The sequence below is a fragment of the Lacticaseibacillus casei DSM 20011 = JCM 1134 = ATCC 393 genome, assembly GCF_000829055.1.
Classification (GTDB): Bacteria; Bacillota; Bacilli; order Lactobacillales; family Lactobacillaceae; genus Lacticaseibacillus; species Lacticaseibacillus casei.
In genome coordinates, this window is the sequence record NZ_AP012544.1 from 1169635 (window position 1) to 1187986 (window position 18352).

Annotated in this window: 17 protein-coding genes and 1 pseudogene; 15 read left to right on the top strand and 3 right to left on the bottom strand. The window is 48.4% G+C overall.

Annotated elements, in window-relative coordinates:
* The first annotated feature begins 31 nt into the window (after positions 1 to 31).
* From ftsA to LBCZ_RS05965, 9 genes are all read left to right on the top strand, one after another.
* Complete coding sequence (ftsA, locus tag LBCZ_RS05925; protein ID WP_025013181.1) at positions 32 to 1381, top strand: cell division protein FtsA; 1350 nt, start codon at positions 32 to 34, stop codon at positions 1379 to 1381.
* Between the two features lie 24 nt (positions 1382 to 1405).
* Entirely contained in the window at positions 1406 to 2668 is a 1263-nt protein-coding gene (ftsZ, locus tag LBCZ_RS05930) for a cell division protein FtsZ (protein WP_025013180.1), read from the top strand.
* 17 nt (positions 2669 to 2685) lie between these two features.
* Positions 2686 to 3144 (top strand): cell division protein SepF, encoded by a 459-nt coding sequence (locus LBCZ_RS05935; RefSeq protein ID WP_025013179.1) that lies wholly within the window; start codon positions 2686 to 2688, stop codon positions 3142 to 3144.
* A gap of 12 nt (positions 3145 to 3156) precedes the next feature.
* Entirely contained in the window at positions 3157 to 3444 is a 288-nt protein-coding gene (locus tag LBCZ_RS05940; RefSeq protein WP_010488652.1) for a YggT family protein, read from the top strand.
* 6 nt (positions 3445 to 3450) lie between these two features.
* Positions 3451 to 4230 carry a YlmH family RNA-binding protein gene (locus LBCZ_RS05945; RefSeq protein WP_025013178.1) on the top strand — a complete coding sequence of 260 codons (780 nt, stop codon included), beginning with the start codon at positions 3451 to 3453 and terminating at the stop codon, positions 4228 to 4230.
* 64 nt (positions 4231 to 4294) lie between these two features.
* Positions 4295 to 5080, top strand: coding sequence for a DivIVA domain-containing protein (locus LBCZ_RS05950; RefSeq protein ID WP_025013177.1), 786 nt, complete (start codon positions 4295 to 4297; stop codon positions 5078 to 5080).
* A gap of 486 nt (positions 5081 to 5566) precedes the next feature.
* The gene (locus tag LBCZ_RS05955; protein WP_039638956.1) at positions 5567 to 6748 is read left to right on the top strand and encodes an RNA-guided endonuclease InsQ/TnpB family protein; all 1182 of its coding nucleotides are present in this window, start codon (positions 5567 to 5569) and stop codon (positions 6746 to 6748) included.
* Positions 6749 to 6925: 177 nt separating this feature from the next.
* Positions 6926 to 9712 carry an isoleucine--tRNA ligase gene (gene ileS, locus LBCZ_RS05960; RefSeq protein ID WP_025012988.1) on the top strand — a complete coding sequence of 929 codons (2787 nt, stop codon included), beginning with the start codon at positions 6926 to 6928 and terminating at the stop codon, positions 9710 to 9712.
* Positions 9713 to 9724: 12 nt separating this feature from the next.
* A complete protein-coding gene (locus tag LBCZ_RS05965; RefSeq protein ID WP_010488644.1) occupies positions 9725 to 9946 on the top strand; it encodes a cold shock domain-containing protein in 222 nt (73 codons plus the stop codon).
* A 128-nt stretch (positions 9947 to 10074) separates the two neighbouring features.
* On the opposite strand, the gene LBCZ_RS05970 is transcribed toward LBCZ_RS05965, so the two are convergent.
* Positions 10075 to 10980, bottom strand: coding sequence for a phosphate ABC transporter substrate-binding protein PstS family protein (locus tag LBCZ_RS05970; RefSeq protein WP_025012987.1), 906 nt, complete (start codon positions 10978 to 10980; stop codon positions 10075 to 10077).
* Between the two features lie 175 nt (positions 10981 to 11155).
* Here LBCZ_RS05970 and LBCZ_RS05975 point away from each other — a divergent pair.
* Positions 11156 to 12591 (top strand): annotated as a pseudogene (locus tag LBCZ_RS05975) (MFS transporter).
* 114 nt (positions 12592 to 12705) lie between these two features.
* Here LBCZ_RS05975 and LBCZ_RS05980 read toward each other — a convergent pair.
* Both LBCZ_RS05980 and LBCZ_RS05985 read right to left on the bottom strand, forming a co-directional pair.
* Positions 12706 to 13908 carry a toxic anion resistance protein gene (locus LBCZ_RS05980; RefSeq protein ID WP_025012986.1) on the bottom strand — a complete coding sequence of 401 codons (1203 nt, stop codon included), beginning with the start codon at positions 13906 to 13908 and terminating at the stop codon, positions 12706 to 12708.
* A complete protein-coding gene (locus LBCZ_RS05985) occupies positions 13905 to 14567 on the bottom strand; it encodes a 5-bromo-4-chloroindolyl phosphate hydrolysis family protein (RefSeq protein ID WP_010488636.1) in 663 nt (220 codons plus the stop codon). The genes LBCZ_RS05980 and LBCZ_RS05985 overlap by 4 nt, the downstream gene beginning before the upstream one ends.
* Positions 14568 to 14804: 237 nt before the next feature.
* On the opposite strand from LBCZ_RS05985, the gene LBCZ_RS05990 reads away from it, so the two are divergent.
* The 5 genes from LBCZ_RS05990 to LBCZ_RS06010 all read left to right on the top strand — a co-directional run bounded on the left by LBCZ_RS05990 (position 14805) and on the right by LBCZ_RS06010 (position 18199).
* The gene (locus tag LBCZ_RS05990; protein ID WP_039638959.1) at positions 14805 to 15350 is read left to right on the top strand and encodes an NUDIX domain-containing protein; all 546 of its coding nucleotides are present in this window, start codon (positions 14805 to 14807) and stop codon (positions 15348 to 15350) included.
* Positions 15337 to 15597 carry a hypothetical protein gene (locus LBCZ_RS05995; protein WP_010488633.1) on the top strand — a complete coding sequence of 87 codons (261 nt, stop codon included), beginning with the start codon at positions 15337 to 15339 and terminating at the stop codon, positions 15595 to 15597. The genes LBCZ_RS05990 and LBCZ_RS05995 overlap by 14 nt, the downstream gene beginning before the upstream one ends.
* Before the next feature lie 66 nt (positions 15598 to 15663).
* A complete protein-coding gene (locus LBCZ_RS06000) occupies positions 15664 to 16374 on the top strand; it encodes a 5'-methylthioadenosine/adenosylhomocysteine nucleosidase (protein WP_025012985.1) in 711 nt (236 codons plus the stop codon).
* 12 nt (positions 16375 to 16386) lie between these two features.
* Positions 16387 to 17550 carry a cysteine desulfurase family protein gene (locus LBCZ_RS06005; RefSeq protein ID WP_025012984.1) on the top strand — a complete coding sequence of 388 codons (1164 nt, stop codon included), beginning with the start codon at positions 16387 to 16389 and terminating at the stop codon, positions 17548 to 17550.
* A 307-nt stretch (positions 17551 to 17857) separates the two neighbouring features.
* Entirely contained in the window at positions 17858 to 18199 is a 342-nt protein-coding gene (locus LBCZ_RS06010; RefSeq protein WP_025012983.1) for a DUF1831 domain-containing protein, read from the top strand.
* Positions 18200 to 18352: the final 153 nt, after the last annotated feature.

Genomic DNA, 18352 nt, shown 5'->3' on the forward strand with positions numbered 1-18352 from the left:
TTAAAAAGTTACACAAGGAGGTTCCCGATACATGGATAATCAAGGTATTTACGTTGGACTTGATATCGGAACCACCTCAATAAAAGTCATTGTTGCCGAAGCAGTACAGGGACAAATGAATGTTATTGGTGTGGGAAGTCAGCGGTCTGAAGGCGTTAGTCGTGGGGTGATCGTTGACATCGATAAGGCAGTCGCAGTCATCCAGGCGGCCGTTGCCCAAGCTGAAGACAAGGCAAATATCAAGATCGATCGGGTTGTGGCTGGCATCCCTGCCAATATGCTGCAGATTGAACAGGTTTCGGGGATGATTGCCGTTGGTGAGGAGAACAAAGAGATCTCTGACAACGATGTCCGCAGTGTTGCTGCGGCTGCATTGGTTCGCAACCTGCCGCCTGAGCGTGAAACATTGTCACTGGTTCCGACCGAATTTATCGTTGACGGGTTTGACGATATCAAGGATCCTCGTGGGATGTTGGGCGTTCGGCTTGAGATGCGCGGCATTATGCTAACGGTTCCCAAAACCGTGATTCATAACACGAAAAAAGCCATTGAAAAAGCTGGGTTACGGGTTGGCGGACTGGTCATTTCACCACTGGCGATTGGCCGGTTGGCGTTGACGGATGGTGAACAAGACTTCGGGACGGTCTTGATCGATATGGGTGGCGGCCAAAGCACAGCGGCTGTTATCCACGATCGCAAGCTCAAGTTTACGTCGGTCGATCAAGAAGGCGGCGAATATATCACCAAAGATATTTCCGTCGTATTAAACACGAGCTTTACGGATGCAGAGAAGTTAAAACGCGAATACGGTAATGCGGATTCGCTAGCTACCAGCGAAGAAGAAACCTTCCCCGTGACCGTTGTCGGTAAACATGAACCGGCGATGATTTCGGAAAAATACTTATCGGAAATTATCGAAGCGCGGGTCGCGCAAATCTTCAAGCGCCTGAAAAAGGCACTCGATGCCGTAAACGCACTTGAGCTGCCGGGTGGCGTTGTGATCACCGGTGGCACGACGGCATTGCCAGAGGTTACCGAATTAGCACAGGATATTTTTGATCGCCCGGTCAAGCGCTTTATTCCCGATGACATGGGCCTTCGCCATCCTTCCTTTACAGAAGGACTGGCACTGATCAAATATGCTGCTCAAATGACCGATATCGAAATGCTGGTTTCCAGCGTTCTGCCGACGCCGTTTATGGTTGACGGCGCCCAGATGCCATCATCTTCGCCATCACCGGCTCCACAAAAACAGCCGGAACAAACCGCTGCTTCGGAAGGCCAGCGTCTCGTCAAGCGCAAGCCCGACAAGCAGACAGACAAAACCAAGTCTAAGGAGCCATCTGCCTTGCGCCGGTTCTTTGGTAATTTCTTTGAATAAATCTCGATTCTAGGAGGAACACGAATGGATTTTCAAATGGACGCACAGAGTGAAAAAGGCGCCAACATCAAAGTTATCGGTGTTGGCGGTGCGGGTGGCAATGCCATTAATCGCATGATTGCCGAAGACGTTAAAGGCGTTGAATTTATCGCTGCCAATACCGATTTACAGGCGCTGAATGCCAGCAACGCCGAAACCAAGATCCAGCTTGGACCGAAATTGACGCGCGGCTTGGGCGCCGGTTCCAATCCGGAAATCGGGCAGAAGGCTGCGGAAGAAAGTGAAGAGGCGATTGGTGCCGCATTACAAGGTGCCGATATGATCTTTGTCACGGCGGGCATGGGTGGCGGCTCAGGAACCGGTGCAGCGCCGATTGTGGCTAAGATTGCCAAAGACCAAGGTGCCTTGACGGTAGGGGTTGTTACCCGCCCATTCACGTTTGAAGGGCCTAAGCGGGCTAAAAACGCCACTGAAGGCATTGCGCAGTTAAAGGAACACGTCGATACGTTGGTCATTATCGCCAATAACCGACTGCTTGAGATTGTGGACAAAAAGACCCCGATGCTTGAAGCATTCCATGCAGCGGACAATGTTTTGCGCCAAGGGGTTCAGGGCATCTCCGATCTGATCACCAGTCCTGGATACGTCAACCTCGATTTTGCCGATGTTAAAACCGTGATGGCCAACCAAGGTTCCGCCTTGATGGGAATCGGCAGTGCCACCGGCGAAAACCGGACGGTCGAAGCGACGAAAAAGGCGATTTCCAGTCCATTATTGGAAGTCAATATCAGCGGGGCCAAACAGGTGTTGCTGAATATTACCGGCGGACCGGACCTCAGTTTGTTTGAGGCACAGGATGCTTCACAAATTGTTGCCGATGCTGCCAAAGACGATGTTAACATCATTTTCGGAACGTCCATCAATGAAGAGCTTGGTGATGAAGTCGTTGTAACCGTCATTGCCACTGGGATTGAAGAAGAAGACCAGCGCCGGGAAAGCTCCCGCCGCCCAGCTGCTCAAACACGCGGTGCCGATCACGACAAAGGTAATGACACTTATCGTCCGGCATTTGCGGGTAACGATCAGCATGACGATCAGTCAGCACAAAGTGACGATCCATTTGGTAACTGGGATTTACGGCGCGAGCCAAGTAAACGACAAACACCAAGTTCCGATGACATGAACAATGTGAAGAAAAAAGATTTTGATATTTTTGAAAATCAAACCAATGCAGACGATGCCGGAAGCGACGACCAGCCGCCGTTCTTTAAGCGTCGGCGTCAATAGTCAGGAGGTCATGGAACATGGCGTTTGGTAAGTTAGGCGAAAAATTCAACAACTTCTTTGCCATGGATGATGATGAAGATGATTATCAGGACCAAGAAGACGAACAGACGCAGGCAGCGCAGCCGGAGGATCGGGATGTGAATCATTACCGCGGTAACAAGGTCGTCGCGATGGCTGCACCGACCGGGAAGGCTGCTAAGATTGTGGTGTTTGAACCCAGAATTTATTCAGATGCCAAGGAGATTGGCTCGCATCTACTGAATAATCGGGCGGTCGTTATTAATTTTGATCGGATTGGCGCAGATGATGCCAGACGGATTGTTGATTTTCTGACGGGCACGGTCTACGCGATTAATGGTGAGATTAAACGAATCGGTGAGTCGATTTTCTTGGTTACGCCAGCCAATTTTGAAATTGACGGCTCCTTAGCCAGCACCATTGATTCTGACGGTTTGAATCTTTCATCACAACACTAAACGAGGTGTCAAGTGTTCAATTTTCTGTATGCATTATACCGAGTCGGTGACTGGGCGATTTACTTATACATGATCATGGTGTTTGTTTACATTCTGATTTCATGGTTTCCTAACGCTCAAGGGACGGCGATTGATCGCTTCCTGGAACGGTGGGTTGATCCGTTTTTAAGTATTTTCCGGCGGTTCATTCCCGCAATCGCCGGGTTGGATCTTTCTCCGATCCTGGCGTTCTTCGTGCTTTCGCTGATTAAGTTCGGCTGGTCGCGTTTATTCCTGATACTCGTTCAATTAATTGGGTGACAAATCATGGACGCCATCTATCAACATTTTCGAAAAGACGAAGCAGCACTGATCGACCATTTCGCTGAATTAGTCGAAACGGCTCGGACCGAGTATCGCGCCGTTTTGACTGATTTTACCGATCCTCGGCAGCGGTTAATCGCTGACAGTCTGATCAGTGCCCACGATGACATGAAGCTCACGCATTTCGGCGGGTATCCGCATGCTGAGCGCCAACGGTTGATTTTTGCGCCGGATTATTATGAAGCACAACCGGATGATTTTGATATTCGCCTGCTGCAGATTGTATATCCGGAAAAATTTGCCGAGATGCATCATAGTACGATTCAAGGAACATTATTAAACGCCGGACTGAATCGCGATGTTTTTGGCGATATCATTACGGACGGGCAAACGTGGCAATTCTTTGTGGCCGCCCACATGGAAGACTGGGTCATGAGCAACATCACGAAAATCGGCCGTGTCGGCGTTCACTTTACCGACTATCCGTTAGATCAGGCGGTCACTCCCGAGAACGACTGGGAACCGATCGACTTTTCAATCAGTGCGTTGCGACTCGATACGGTTGTGGCGCATGGTTTCAATATGTCGCGGCAACGCGCCAAGGTTTTGATTCAAGGCGGAAAAGTACGGTTGAATTTCGGTGAAACCGAGGCGCCGGATGCTGAAGTTGCGACGTCGGATATCATCTCGGTTCGCGGTTTCGGCCGCTTGCGATTGGATGCGATTCTTGGTGAAACCAAAAAAGGTAAGTTGCGTGTGTCGGCGGCGGTTATTCATAAATGAGGATAAGCGCGAGCTGGCGCAATAACCAAGCTCACGCTCATCCTAGTAGAGGAGGACTAATTTCATGGCTTTAAGTCCACTGGACATTCATAATAAAGAATTTAGCAGCAAAATGCGCGGTTATGACAAGGATGAAGTGAATGATTTTCTTGCCCAGATCGTTAAAGATTACAGCAGTCTGATTAAAGACAATGAAGGACTTAAAAAGGAACTGGCAGATGCCAAGGAAAAGGTTCGGTATTTCACGGACATGAAGGAAGCCTTGAATCAGTCAATCATTGTGGCGCAAGAGAGTGCTGAAAAAGTCAAAAATAGTGCGCATCAGGAAGCTGATTTGATCAAGCAGCAAGCACAACAGGATGCCCAGGCGATTTTGAATCGGGCCAAATCCGATGCGGATCAAAAGATGCACCAGGCACAGGCGCAAACGGAGCAGACGTTGCATGATGCGGAACTGAAACGGCAAAATATTTCCGTTCAAACTGAGGATCTTAAACGCCAAAGCCGGGTTTTCCGTCAGCGATTACAGGTGATGCTAGAATCGCAGCTTGAAGTTGTGAAGAGTCCGGAGTGGAAAGAATTGCTTTCCAGTTCACCTGAAGCCCCGGATACCACGGACCCGAGTCAGGAATCACTTGACAATTCGCCAGCTGGTTTCGTAAACTCTAAGGGAGCAGCTTCCGGTGCCGATGCCTACACGGAGATCATTTTCCCAGATGATCAAAGTGCAACCTCAAGCTCAGCCAACGCTGAAGCGACACCGGCTGATTTAGCGACTGCCGAATCGGAATCAGAATCAAGTGAATCAACCAGTGACGATTCTGATGCTACAACCGATCAAAATGTTTAAAAACGTATGAACACGCGTCGTTTAGCGGTCCCCTTTGCAGCGAACCAGGAATTAGGTGTGAGCCTGGCAAGTACCGCTTGATGATATCAGTTCGCAGTTGTCTCGCCGAGTCAATAAGCGAGACCGGTTGATCACCGTTAAGCAATCACTGAGGGGGACTTGTTCCCTGAAGTTAGGTGGTACCACGTTTGCTCGTCCTAATATGGGGCGGGCTTTTTTCATTCAATCAACAAAAGGAGGATGTTAACGGCACTCAAATATGTCGAATAGTATGGAATCAAGCGGTACAACATGGACAGAATAATTAAGTGGAAGCTGTTCGTGTGTTCAAACCAAGCTAATCTGCGAAATGTATTGACAAGAGCCTGAATCGGTAATGTATGATGGTTCTTACCAAAGTTCCGCAGCTAGCATTGGCTTGAACGCTTACTCTGAGCTTTCTCTCAAGTGGCGTTTAACCAACTAATTGAGAGGAGGTGACAACTTTTGATTAAAACGCATAAGATTAAACTCTATCCCAACGCAACCATGCGGCGTGAACTGGAACGATTGTTTAACTATCGCCGGTTTTGCTGGAATCAGGCCCTCGAAACTTGGAATGCCATGTACGACGCATCTCTGGTGATGGTGGACAAAACACTGCGACCTAGTGAACGTAAAGTACGGGACGAACTGGTTTGGAACAAAACCGACTGGCAGTACGAACAGTCAGCCCGAGTTTTACAGCTCGCCGTTAAAGATCTAGATAAGGCTTGGAAGAACTACTTCAATCCGAAGATGCCAGATCACGATAAGCCCAACTGGAAATCTAAGAAACGATCTCGCAAAACTTTCAAGACGGATCGCGCGCAACTTGTGAATGGCAAATTACGTTTAGATAAACCTCATGGTGCTGGTGCCTGGTATGACATCAAACTAGCCGAACAACTGCGCTGGCAAGGCGAATTGAAACAAGTTTGCGTCGTTCAAGACGCTGACGGTTACTATGCCTCCTTTTCAATTGAGGTTCAGACTTCTGTTGAAAAGCGGCCGGTTTTAACGGTCACTGGGGTTGATGCCAACATCGGCAAGTTTGACTATCAAACATCAACTGGCTATGCCACTCAACCCGCCTTGCCTGAACGTCTGCCACCACTTTATGCCCGCATTGCTCATTATCAGCGCCAATTAGCCCGCAAACGGAAAGTAAATCCCAAGCATTTTAACTCCGCGGCTTATCGCACAACGAGAACCAAGTTGAAGCGCCAATACCAACGAGTTGAACGGATTCAAACGGATTTACTGCAAAAGTTTACGACGATGCTCGTCACTGATTATGACCTAATTGGGATTGAGGATTTAGACAATCACCATATGCGCATGAATAAACGTCTCGCCAAGAATCTGCATCGATCACTGTTTGGCAAGTTCAAGGTGATCATGCAGTACAAGGCTGACTGGTATGGGAATACGTTGGTGCTAGCGGATCGTTTTTACCCCAGCACCCAGCGTTGTTCACGATGTGGTTATGTGAAAACCGCTGATGAACGCATCACGCTGAGTGGCAATTTGACACACCGGACTGGTCACGATGACTATCATTGTTACCAATGTGGGGTGAAGTTGCGGCGAGACGAAAACGCGGTTGAAAATCTAATTGCTTATGCAAAATCAAAGGTTACGGGGTAGGCTATACCCTTAAAGTTCAAGAGGCGGTCACTGTCATGATGAATTATTTCAGAGTGGGAATACCGTTGTTGACGGGACTAAATGAAATGTAGGATTGTCAATCAAGAAAGGAAATATATAAAACCTTTATTGGTGTCAAAGAGGCATTCTTCCACGTTTTATATAGCAGCTGGACACGTGAAAATTAAAGATACGTTGAATATGGGGAAGACAACTTTCCCGATGCGCGCCGGATTACCAAAGAACGAACCGGTTTGGCAAAAAAAGTGGGACGAAGATCATGTCTATGAGCAGCGGCAGAAGTTAAACGAAGGCAAACCGACCTTCATGTTGCATGATGGTCCACCATTTGCTAACGGCAATATTCATATGGGGCATGCCTTGAATAAGATCAGTAAGGATATTATCGTTCGGTATAAGTCCATGAACGGCTTTCGGGCTCCGTATGTTCCCGGCTGGGATACGCATGGACTGCCGATCGAACAGCAATTGGCCAAACAAGGGGTCAAACGCAAAGAGATGTCCATGACGGATTATCGGGAGTTGTGTCGACAATTTGCCATGAAGGAAATTGACAAGCAGCGGACCGATTTTAAACGGTTAGGTGTCATGGGTGACTGGGAACACCCATACATCACGCTGCATCATGCCTATGAAGCCAGCGAGATCCGGGTCTTCGGGGCAATGGCGAAAAAAGGCTACATTTACCATGGTTTGAAGCCGGTTTATTGGTCATGGTCATCTGAATCGACGTTGGCCGAAGCCGAAATCGAATATCACGATGATAAATCACCGTCGATTTATGTAGCGTTTCCGGTAGTTGATGGCAAAGGCTTGTTGGATCAGGATACGTCACTGGTTATCTGGACCACCACGCCTTGGACCATTCCGGCTAACTACGGCATTGCGGTTAATCCGAAGTTTGATTACGTTCAGGTTCAAGTTGGCGACCACAAGTATGTTGTGGCAGCCGAACTGCTTGATCGGGTGGCTGAAGAAATCGGCTGGAATCAGCCTAAGATTCTCAAAACTTTCAAAGGCACGGCCATGGACAAAATGACGGCCAAGCATCCTCTGTATGATCGCACAAGCTTGGTTATGGAAGCTGACCATGTCACGCTTGATGCCGGGACTGGTCTGGTTCATACTGCTCCTGGACATGGGGAAGATGACTACAAGGTTGGCATGAAGTATGGATTGCCCGTGATTTCGGTCGTTGACGCCAAGGGCTACATGAACGAAAATGCGCCGGGATTTGAAGGGGTCTTTTATGATGATGCCAATAAGCTCATCACCAAAGCCTTAACTGAAAAGGGCGCACTGTTGAAACTGGATTTCTTCACCCATAGTTACCCGCATGATTGGCGTACCAAAAAGCCGGTCATTTTCCGAGCCACAACGCAATGGTTTGCCTCAATTGAAGCTTTCCGTGATCAGATTTTGAAGGCGATTGATACAGTCGACTTTAAGCCTAGTTGGGGTAAGACCCGTCTGTACAATATGATTCGTGATCGGGGTGACTGGGTCATTTCCCGCCAACGTGCATGGGGGGTTCCACTCCCGATTTTCTACGCTGAAGACGGCGAGCCGATTATCGAAGAAGAAACCATTAACCATGTCGCCGACTTATTTGGCAAATATGGCTCCAATGTCTGGTTTGAACGCGAGGCTAAGCATCTTTTGCCGGAAGGGTACACGAACCCGCATAGCCCGCATGGTCAATTCACCAAAGAAAAAGATATCATGGATGTCTGGTTTGACTCAGGTTCATCACACCAGGCAGTCTTGGCTCAGCGTCCGGAATTGAGTTTCCCGGCTGATCTGTACCTGGAAGGATCCGACCAGTATCGTGGTTGGTTTAACTCCAGCTTGATTACCAGTGTTGCCGCAACCGGTGTCGCCCCATATCGTGGCATCCTGTCTCAAGGCTTCACGCTTGATGGCAAGGGTCGGAAAATGAGTAAAAGTCTAGGCAATACCATTGTGCCTGCCACAATTGAAAAGCAATTTGGCGCCGAGATCATTCGGCTGTGGGTCGCAACCGTGGACTCCTCGTCTGATGTCCGGGTTTCGGTTGACAATTTTGCCCAGACGTCTGAGGCTTATCGTAAAATTCGCAATACGTTGCGGTTTATGGTGGCTAATACCGGTGACTTTGATCCGCAAAAGGATGCCATTGCTTATGACGACCTCGGCTCCCTTGATCGCTATCTCATGGTTCGTCTGAATCAGGTCATTGCTAAGGTCAAGGCGGCCTATGATGTCTACGATTTTGCAACGGTTGAAAAAACCATTAGCAGTTTCCTGGTTAACGATCTGAGTGCCTTTTATCTCGATGTTGCCAAGGATGTGGTTTATATCGAGGCCCAAAACGATCCTAAGCGGCGGAGCATGCAGACAGTGATGTATACCGCTTTGCTAGATCTGACGAAGTTGCTGACGCCGATTTTGCCGCATACAGCGGAAGAAGTTTGGCCATATCTGAAACAGGATAGTGCTTACGCTGCCTTGTCTGACATGCCGGACGTCACGCATTTTGACGACGAGGATCAGTTACTCGACATTTGGTCAGCATTCATGGATTTCCGTTCCGAAGTGCAAAAGGCGCTTGAAGTTGCACGAGACAACAAGGTGATCGGCAAGTCCATGGAAGCAGCCGTTACGGTGTATCCATCCGGACCGGTTCGTGACATGCTGGATGATGTTGAAGCGAACGTGATGCAACTGTTGATTACCAGTCACTTTGAAGTTGCGCCAAGCGATGCCAAAGCGCCAGCAGATGCCGAACAGTTCGAAGATATGGCAGTGGTTGTGACCCACGCTAAGGGGGAAGTATGCCCACGTTGCCGGATGGTTCGGACTGATATCGGCACCGACCCTAAATTGCCGGAATTATGCAGTCGCTGTGCCGCCATTGTTGAAGCCAACTACCCTGAAGCAGTTGCAAACGGGTTTGACAAATAAGCAGGTGACAGCATGCAAGGACGAGTTAAAAATTTCAATGTCGACAAAGGCTACGGTTTTATCGAGGCCGATGGTCAGCCGGATATCTTCGTTCATTTTTCGGCGATTAATGAACCCGGTTTTAAAAGTCTGACACCGGGCGAACTGGTTGACTTTGTTATCGTGGAAGGTCCCCGTGGTCCTCAGGCTGCCAATGTGACGGTTCATCATGAGGCCGATCATTCAGACGATTAATCAACTGGCAGATATAAAGATGCGACAATCATTCAATTAAAAGAATCGGCATGATCAAAAAACCGCGATCACAGTTGATCGCGGTTTTTTGTATACAGCCTGTTTGTATGGTAGAAATATGGAGCAGGTTACTTGTTGACTTCTTCGATTTTGCCGTCGTACGTGCGGGCAACGGTCATTTTGGTGATGGGGATGTAACCCAGCCTCGGAACCAGCGTCTTTTGAACATTCTTTGATTGAATGTAGTTGATGAACGCTGCGGTTGAAGCATTAGGCTTACCCTTGGTGTACATGTGCTCGTAAGCCCAGATTTTCCAGGTGTTGGTTGTAACGTTCTTGTCAGTTGGTTGCACCTTGTCCAGTGCGAGCTTTTGGACGCCATCTTTAATTGCCGAGAAGGCTAGATAGCTAATCGCACCAGGCGTTGAGGAAACCATCTGATAAACGGTACCGCTTGAATCCTGTTCCTGACTGGTCTTGACTTTGTCCGTCTTGATACCGAACTGTTCAAAGGTGGCACGGGTACCGGAGCCTTGTGCACGGTTAATCAAGACAATTTGTTGATCTTTACCGCCAACATCTTTCCAGTTAGTGATTTTGCCTTGGAAGATATCGACCAGCTGCTGGGTTGTAATGTTTTTAACGCCGGCATCTTTGTTAACAACCGGGGCAATGGCAACCACCGCGACCTGATGATCAACCAGATCGCTGGCCTTCAAGTCTTTCTTTTTCTGAGCGAAAATGTCTGAGTTGCCGATGGTGACCGATCCAGCCGCCACCTGACTTAATCCGGCACCGGAACCGCCGCCTTGAACGGTGATTTCGGCCTTAGGATTGTCGGTTTGATATTGCTTAGCAGCCTGCTCAACCAGCGGCTGTAGGGCTGTGGACCCAACGGCAAGGATTTTGCTTTGCTTCGCTGGTGCCGCGCTTGACGAGCTTGAACTGCTGGCGGATTTCGACCCGCAACCCGTTAATACCAAAGTGGCAGTTAAGGCCACGGTCAAACCGACTAACAACTTCGAATGCTTCATTACTTTTCCCTCCAATACTTGAATAACTTAAGGATAAAGAATGAGTGTAAAGACTTCGCCACTTTGATGTAAAGAATGCGTTTTGCTTTTGTAAATAAGGTGTAGGTTCCTTTGAAAAAGTAACAAGATTCGGCGTATAATGGTGCAGCTAGGCGTTTTAGAAGGAGCGGAAAATGTGAAAAATTACATTGATAACCAAAAAGTCCAGAAAAACCGGTGGTGGATCATCACGGCCATCGGGATGTTTACCATCATGTCGACACTGGATGGTTCTATTGTCAACATTGCGTTGCCGGTGATGAGTCGAGATTTGAAAATCCCAATGAATCAGGCTGAATGGGTTGTGTCCATTTATCTGATGATGATCTGCGGATTGCTTTTATTTTTCGGGAAATTAGGCGATTCGATTGGTAAAATCAAAGTGTTCCGTGTCGGGATGGTACTGTTTCTCATCGGTTCTCTTTTTGCCGGGTTTAACAATAGTTTGGCGCTGTTGTTGGCGGCGCGGATTGTGCAGGCAACTGGCGCATCCATGACGATGGCGAATAACAACGGGATCGTGACAGAAATTTTTCCGATGAACGAACGTGGGCGTGCCTTGGGTCTCATCGGGTCGTTTGTTTCCATTGGTGCGATTGCCGGACCTGGGATTGGCGGGTTGATTTTGGGGCAACTGCCGTGGGGCTATATTTTTTGGATCAATATTCCAATCGGCATTGTTGCGTTGATTCTCGGATCCGTTGTTTTACCGAAGGATTTACCCAGCAAGCGGGTTCCGATTGACTGGGCAGGCTTCATCAGCTTCTTAGGGTTTATTCTGGCGTTGTTCATGGGTATTTTTCTGGGTCAGGAGCGTGGTTTTACGGATCCGGTGATTCTTGCCTTGTTCGTCATCGCAATGATCGCCTTGGCTGCTTTTATTCGGATTGAAAATCATAAGACCGATCCGCTAGTTAGCTTTAAGTTATTTCGGAATAGCGCGTTTACGTTAAGTTTGTTATCGGCTTTCTTTATTTTTGTAACGAACTTCTTCTTTAATGTGATTTCGCCATTTTATTTGCAGAATGCGCGCGGATTATCGCCAGAAAAAGCCGGTTACTTGCTCATGATTTTCCCGATTGTCCAAGTGATTGTGGCACCGGTGGCTGGTTCAATTGCCGACCGCATCGGTCCTTATCGAATTACTATGGTGGATTGTTGTTCATTGTGGGCAGCCAAGTCGGCTATGCGTTATTCAATTTACAGACGTCATTTGTTTTCGTGGCATTGATGATTGGCTTAGTCGGGTTTGGTAATGGCCTGTTCCAGGCGCCGAATAATACGGTCGTAATGTCGAGTGTGGCACCGCAAGATCTTGGAATTGCAGGCGGATTGAATGCATTGGCACGTAATTTAGGTATGGTTGTAGGTATTTCGACGGCAACGACGGTTTTGTTCTCCTCAATGAGTCACACGGCTGGGCGGAAGGTAACAACTTATCTAACCGGTCGGCCTGATGTCTTTATCGCAGGGATGCACGTGTCGTTTTGGGTCGCAACCGGTTTATGCCTCTTAGCCTTGGCGTTGACAGGGTATCGGATGTGGCAAATTCGTGGCGTTGGCGATGCTTAGTCAGGGAAGCCCATTCAACTGAAAATTGGCGGGGAAACGAGCCAAAACAAAAAGTCCGTGATGACGAAATCACGGACTTTACGCTATTCAAGGTTAATTAAGAATTTAGACCCATTAAACGTGCGGCGTGACGTCTTTAGGATTTTGATTATCCATATCGCCGTGGGTATAATTTAGCAGTTGCTGCTTAAGTTCGCCTTCCATTTGGACAAGTTGTTTTTCAGCATTCTGACGCTTGACGCGACCATCTTGCTGAATCTGCAAAGTCTGTTTCAAGGTATCGATCAGATCGTTTTGTGTCTGCGTCAGCGTCTCGATATCGACAACGCCGCGTTCATTTTCTTTGGCGGTTTCAATCGAACTGATCTTCAACATCTCACTGTTCTTCTTAAGCAAATCGTTGGTCGTTTCTGAAACCTGGCGCTGTGCGGTGACCGCATTTTTTTGACGCAAAAGGGTGAGGGCGATAGCCACCTGGTTTTTCCATAGAGGAATGGCAGTGTTGACACTGGCTTGGATCTTTTCTGCCAGCGCCTGATTGGTGTTTTGGATCAAGCGAATCTGCGGCGCTTGCTGAATGGTAATTTGCCGCGCTAATTGCAGATCATACGCCCGTTTTTCCAAACGGCTGGCGAACTGCCGCAGATCGTTGACTTGCTGGATCGCCATTTGGTCATTAGCTGCTTCGGCGGCCTTGGCTGCTTCAGGAATCGTTTTATCATTTAATTCGGCCAGCTTCAGGTTCGCCGCTTCAATGTAAATATTCAAGGCATCAAAATACGCCTTGTTTTGGTCATAAAGCTCGTCTAAAAGCCTGTTGTCGTTTAACAAACCCTGTTGTGATGTTTCGAGCCGGTTAGCGATTGTATCGATCTGAGCACCGATTTTTTGGTACTTTGCGGTGATTTCATAAATAGATCGCTTGACACGGCCAAAAATTTTGCGGAAAATATTGTTATTTTCTGCTTTTAGTTCGTCAGGATTGGCTTCATTTAGACGCGTCATCAGGCTGGTTAAAGCGTCACCAACGGCACCGGTGTCTTGGCTTTGCACCTTCGTCAGCATGTTTTGAGAGAAAACCCCAAGCTGCTTTTGGGCATCGGCGCCGTAGTTTAAGACAGTTTCGCCTTTAGTGACATCAATTTTGCTGGCCAAATCCTGCGCTTTGGCTTCCTGTTCCGGGCTCAGTTTTGGCTTAGCTGTTGCTGCCTCGGGGATTTTTGGGGCCGCATCGCTTGCGCCGGATGAGGTGCTGAAGGGATCCGCTAATAGGTCATCGGTCAAATTTGTTTGTTTGTCGTCGCTCACGTTGGTCACTCCGTTTCATGCATCTTATTAGGATCAAGGTGTTTCTTGGCAAGGCGGACATCGCTATCCAGGTCATCCAAGTCATCTTTAATGAAGGCTTGATAATCGGTACGGATCTTGCCCGCCATCCCGGTCATCGTTTCAAAAGCTTTATCTAACGTTTCGTAGGTATCAGCCGTTTTGACTTCATGGTGTGTGATTTGGGCATATTTCTGCATTAAATCCAACAGATTCGGGACCTGTTGATAGACAAAGGTGCCGGCGTCTGTCAGCCGCTGCGGAGCTTGCACCAGTGCCTCGAAATAAGCGTGCAGCAAATCGATCAAATCGGTATTAAGTGTGAGCGCACGAAGCTTTGGTACTTGCTTGGTCAATGCTTCAATGGTCCGAATTTGATCGGCAAGTTCAGCCATGGTCTTTCTAAAAAGTTTGATTTCTTCATCACTTAATCCGGAAGCCGCATAGTGTTCAGCCATTTTTGGATCCAAACTTGGCAGACTGGTGGATTTTGGCTTCGGTCGGCTTAGTTCACCGATAAAGCGAGCGAAGGCAAACACAACGCCGACAAAAACAGCGATTGCCCAACGTCCGGATAAGGCACCTAATACCGCACCCATGGCGGCCCAGAGTATGATTCGCCAAATGCGAATACGTTTGCTTGTGGCCACGAGATCACTTCCTCTTTCGTTTGAGTTTAGTTTAGCACAGTCCTATAGGTTGACTATCAGCCGGAAGTTGGATATTCGCAAATTTTTTGTTAAGATCAAGCATTGCATCGTTTGCTGGTGTAAGCTGATGACATGATCTTTCATAAAAGTGGTGTTTGTCAACGTTTTGAGTCGGTTAACGATTCGTTGATTGACGGCTTGGCACTTGTGAATAAATAGGACGAGGAGGCGGCTGTGATGGAGGAAAAACCGATTGCACAACAACGGGTGTTTACGGGTGAATTAGTAGCAGTTGATGAACTGACGGTTAAACTAAGCGATGATCAGACAGCGAAGCGGGAAATCGTGCGTGCACAGCCGTCTGCGGGCATTTTGGCGTTAAGAGGACATCAAGCCTTGTTTGTCAGTCAGTTTCGATCAACTGTTGGCCAGGCAACGCTGGAAATTCCGGCTGGCAAGATCCACCAAGGCGAGATGCCACTGGCTGCTGCCCAACGCGAATTAAATGAAGAAACCGGTTTGGAGGCACTGAACTGGCAGCCGCTTGTCAGTTATTTTCAATCACTTGGCTTTTCGGATGCGACCATGGCACTTTTTTTGGCTCGCGAATTGACCCCCGCCGATCAGCGTCTGCCGCAAGATGCCGATGAATTTGTGAACAGTCATTGGCTAACGTTTGATGAAGCTCAACAAGCAGTTGATGATGGCAGAATTTGTGACAGTAAGACGCTGTTAGCCTTGTTTTATTGGCAGCAGCAGGAGGAACAGCATGGCAGAAGTTAACACGCGTAAAGCCTACCGTGAAGCCCAGAAGAAAAAGAAGCAGGAAGCTCGTGATCGCGAAGCCAAACGGGTTGAAGTGGAAAAAGAATACGCCCGGCAGACGCGCGACAAGCCAGAGGTTAAGGCGGCACGTTTTGATGAAATCACGTTTCGTAAAGTGAATAGCCTCAAGAAGCGGCTGAATTGGGCGATCGGCATTGTCTTTGGGTTGATTGTGATTGTCTTTTTGGTTCTTTATTTTGGCTAAGGGATGTATCGAACCTACGAGGCGTGAAAATAGCGTCATATTTGATAGAGAGGACGAGGGGATTTTTTGATTAAAGTCGGTGTGATTTGTGCGATGGAAGAGGAAATTCGCACGTTGTTGGCGCGGCAAACCCAGCAGCATGAGACAATTATTGCCAGTCAGCATTATTTTGAAGGCAAAATTGGCGATGTCGATGTGATTTTAGTGCAATCCGGCATTGGCAAGGTGCAAGCCGCGATGACAGCTGCATTGTTGTTGGCGACGTACAAGCCTGATGTCGTCATTAACACCGGTAGTGCCGGTGGGATTGGCCACGGCCTGGCGATCGGTGATGTGGTTATTTCTAGTGGCGTGTCTTATCACGATGTGGACGCTACGGCCTTTGGCTACTTGCCGGGACAACTTCCGCAACAGCCGCAGATTTTTGAAGCAGGCATGTCATATGTGACGCAAATTCAAACAGCGGCTGCGGCAACTGGTTTGACGCCCAAAGTAGGCTTGATTGTGTCAGGGGACCAATTTATTAACGGGAAAGAAGCCATTGCCCGGATTTTGAAAACCTATCCGCAGGCACTTGCCAGTGAAATGGAAGGTGCGGCAGTCGGCCAAGTTGCCAAAGAGTTCCACACGCCATTTGTCGTGATTCGCGCCATGAGTGACGTGGCCGATGAACAGTCCGGCGTCGATTTTGACAAGTTTGTGATTAAAGCAGGTGAGCAAAGTGCCGCGATGTTGTTGCAGTTCTTTGCCCATTTACAGGCATCTCAGCATGATTAGGAGCTGATTTTTATGCAACATATTTATCTTGATAATGCCGCCACAACGCCAATGGCACCTGAAGTCATTCAGACGATGACGGATCAAATGCAACATGACTTTGGTAACGCGAGTTCGACGCACTGGTTTGGTCGAGAGGCCCATACGGTGATGGACAAAAGTCGAAAAATTCTGGCCGATTCAATTCATGCCCAGCCCGGCGAGATGGTCATCACAAGTGGCGCCACCGAAAGCAACAATACGGCCATTACCCAGACGGCGCATGCCCGCGCTGCTTTGGGAAAGCACATCATTACAACTGCAATTGAACATCCTTCGGTCTTGCAGCCACTGAAGGCCTTGGAAAAAGGGGGCTTTCGGGTCACCTATCTGCCGGTTGACGAAAATGGGCGCATTCGGTTAGCAGATATTGACGCAGCCTTGGATGATGACACGATTCTGGTCACGATCATGATGGGCAACAACGAGGTCGGTAGCCGCATGCCAATCACTGAAATCGGCGAACGGCTGGTGGATCATCAAGCCTGGTTCCACACCGATGCCACTCAAGCGTATGGATTACTGGATATTGATGTCAAAGCCCAGCACATTGATATGTTGAGTGTGTCCGCGCACAAAATCAACGGACCAAAGGGGATCGGCTTCTTATATCGCGATCCCAAAGTGCAGTTTCCATCGTTGCTAAAAGGCGGCGAGCAGGAACTCAAACGCCGTGCAGGAACCGAAAATATTGCTGGTATTGCCGGTTTTGCAACGGCCGTTGAGCTGATCACTTCTGAAGAAAAGGCAAAGCGCCAGACCAAATATCTTGGCTTCAAAAAACAAATCATGAACGCCTTAGATGACGCCGATATTCCTTACGCAATTAATGGCGACATCAGACCCGACAATGTCAATCACGTCTTCAATTTGTGGCTGAAGGGTATTTCCACCTATGCCTTACAAACCAACCTCGATTTGGCCGGTGTGGCTGTTTCAGGCGGTTCTGCCTGCACGGCGGGGTCGCTGGAGCCTTCGCACGTGCTGACCGCAATGTTTGGTGCGGACAGCCCGCGGTTGAGTGAATCAATCCGTATTTCATTTGGGGCACAGACCACTCAGGAAGATATTCAAGCCTTCATTAATACGCTACTGCCGATTGTGCAACGGCTGGCTGCTAAACAAGCCGCACAGTAGCCGCATGATATGCTAAACTTAATGTTAGTAAAGCGTGTTCACGCTCATATTAACGCGTTCGCCGGCGCAGAAACCTGCGTGTTAGGACCTCTGTCGCAATGGCCTAAGTTCGGGCCATCATGCCCGAGGCCACTTACACTCCGGTTTTTAAACGCGCCGGTTCACGCTCACACATTAACGCGTTCGCCGGCGCAGGAGTCTGCGTGTAAGGATCTTGGTCGCAATGGCAAAGACCGCCATCACGCTCAAGGCCACTTACACTCCGACTCCTGAGCGCGCCGGTTCACGCTCAGGAGGATGTTTCATAATGGCATTAGCACCCACAGGATCTGCGCAAGGCGATCCGATGACTTATCGAATTGGTTCAGAGTTGAAACGGTTCACGTTAATCGATCTTGGCTTTGTTCAAACCAAGAACGGCAATTTTCAGTTGCAGCGGTCACTGGATCCTAACTCACCGTACACGACGGCGAATAAGCTCAAAATGACGGTGGCGAAGGACCTGGACAAGTTTCAACTTGATGTAACTACTGGGAACGGCCTAAAGGCGATTAACATTTTTAAAAACGACCGCACCAAAGAAAATGTTGAACAGTATCAATACTGGGTTAACAATTTAATTGAACGCGGCGTTATCGAACCTAAGTAATCGGGTTTGAAACTAGCAGTAATCTTCTTGTGTGTGAGGAGATTGCTGCTTTTTTCGTTGAGCATGAACGATTGATTTGCCGTGATGGGGTCATTCCTGAAAAGCAAAAGTGCTAAGCTGGTATTATTAAGAATTTTTTAGCGTAAGCGGGCG

Coding starts and splice junctions, on each gene's coding strand:
- ftsA (WP_025013181.1), top strand. CDS start 32: ATGGATAATCAAGGTATTTACGTTGGACTTGATATCGGAACCACCTCA.
- ftsZ (WP_025013180.1), top strand. CDS start 1,406: ATGGATTTTCAAATGGACGCACAGAGTGAAAAAGGCGCCAACATCAAA.
- LBCZ_RS05935 (WP_025013179.1), top strand. CDS start 2,686: ATGGCGTTTGGTAAGTTAGGCGAAAAATTCAACAACTTCTTTGCCATG.
- LBCZ_RS05945 (WP_025013178.1), top strand. CDS start 3,451: ATGGACGCCATCTATCAACATTTTCGAAAAGACGAAGCAGCACTGATC.
- LBCZ_RS05950 (WP_025013177.1), top strand. CDS start 4,295: ATGGCTTTAAGTCCACTGGACATTCATAATAAAGAATTTAGCAGCAAA.
- LBCZ_RS05965 (WP_010488644.1), top strand. CDS start 9,725: ATGCAAGGACGAGTTAAAAATTTCAATGTCGACAAAGGCTACGGTTTT.
- LBCZ_RS05970 (WP_025012987.1), bottom strand. CDS start 10,980: ATGAAGCATTCGAAGTTGTTAGTCGGTTTGACCGTGGCCTTAACTGCC.
- LBCZ_RS05990 (WP_039638959.1), top strand. CDS start 14,805: ATGGAGGAAAAACCGATTGCACAACAACGGGTGTTTACGGGTGAATTA.
- LBCZ_RS05995 (WP_010488633.1), top strand. CDS start 15,337: ATGGCAGAAGTTAACACGCGTAAAGCCTACCGTGAAGCCCAGAAGAAA.
- LBCZ_RS06005 (WP_025012984.1), top strand. CDS start 16,387: ATGCAACATATTTATCTTGATAATGCCGCCACAACGCCAATGGCACCT.
- LBCZ_RS06010 (WP_025012983.1), top strand. CDS start 17,858: ATGGCATTAGCACCCACAGGATCTGCGCAAGGCGATCCGATGACTTAT.